We start from the raw sequence: 1,048 nt of genomic DNA on the forward strand, positions 1-1,048 counted from the left end.
TTAACGTGTTCCGCTTGCAGACCCACGCGCCTGTAGTAATCCGTCAGCCATAGCAGGTCATCACCATCGGTGCCTTCGCTGCTATAAACACCAAAGGCATACAGCGCATCACGAAAGCGCCCCTTACGCTCGTTGCCCTTCCAGCTATGCATGTTGTGCACGACATCGTCCCTGTCCATCAGTCCCAGAGTGATCAGCGCTGAAACGACACAGTACGGCCCACAGGCACCATCCAGCTCGCCCTGACGCAAGTGCACCAGTGAGCCATCCTTAGAGGCCACCGGTCCATTGGGCGAAACCTTAAACAGCGGACTTACCTGCATTGTGTTCATGGGTGCCCCTCCGCGGGCTGTGACAGGTCTGATGGCACATCATTGATTTGCCCCATCTTGGCAAAATGCGCCCAGGCCACGCGGTAGTCGGCTTCGCGGTCGGCGAGGGTGAAGGGGGCGGTGTAGCGGATGATGCGGTTGATCGGGCCGCCGGGTTGGGTGTCGTCCAGCACCCAGCGCTCGATTACTGTGCCGTCGGCGAGCTGGGGTTTGCCGATGCCGTTTTCGGTAGAGCGCGGCATCACGTCGTCCCAGCCGAGGCGTTTGCTTTCGCGGCGGCCGTCGGGGTGGATCAGGGTGCAGGGCTCGTCCTTCTTGCCGGGCTTGCGCGGCAGGCCTACGCCGACCAGGCCCTTGCTTGCGGTGAAGACAATGCGGCCATTGGCGTCGTACCAGGTGTCGCGCTCGTACTGGCGCATGACCGGGAACTGCACGCGATAAATGGTCAGCAGCTCGTCTAGGGTTAGACTAAGGGCCTGGGCGGCGAGAACGTCGATTTCTACCAGTGCCTGACGGCGGGCGTAGTCGCTGCGCAGTGCGCAGTTGCGCTGCCATTCGGGGGTGAGCTGGAAGAAGAAGTGCTGCGGCAAGCGCGGATCGTTACTGGCCCAACTGTCTTGCTGATAGTCGGGTTGCCAGCAGTCGCGCCAGAGGTCGGCGTAGTGGGTGGTAAGGCAGTTGAGAGCGAGCACCCGAAGCCTGAAGCTACTACCTAA

Annotated in this window: 2 pseudogenes; both read right to left on the reverse strand. The window is 61.4% G+C overall.

Annotated elements, in window-relative coordinates:
• A pseudogene (locus HZR81_RS23620) lies at positions 1-332 on the reverse strand (hypothetical protein); the annotation flags it as partial.
• A pseudogene (locus tag HZR81_RS23625) lies at positions 329-1,048 on the reverse strand (Eco57I restriction-modification methylase domain-containing protein); the annotation flags it as partial. The pseudogenes HZR81_RS23620 and HZR81_RS23625, both read right to left, overlap by 4 nt.

It is taken from the genome of Pseudomonas sp. LM13 (genome assembly GCF_041381355.1).
Lineage (GTDB): Bacteria > Pseudomonadota > Gammaproteobacteria > Pseudomonadales > Pseudomonadaceae > Stutzerimonas > Stutzerimonas frequens.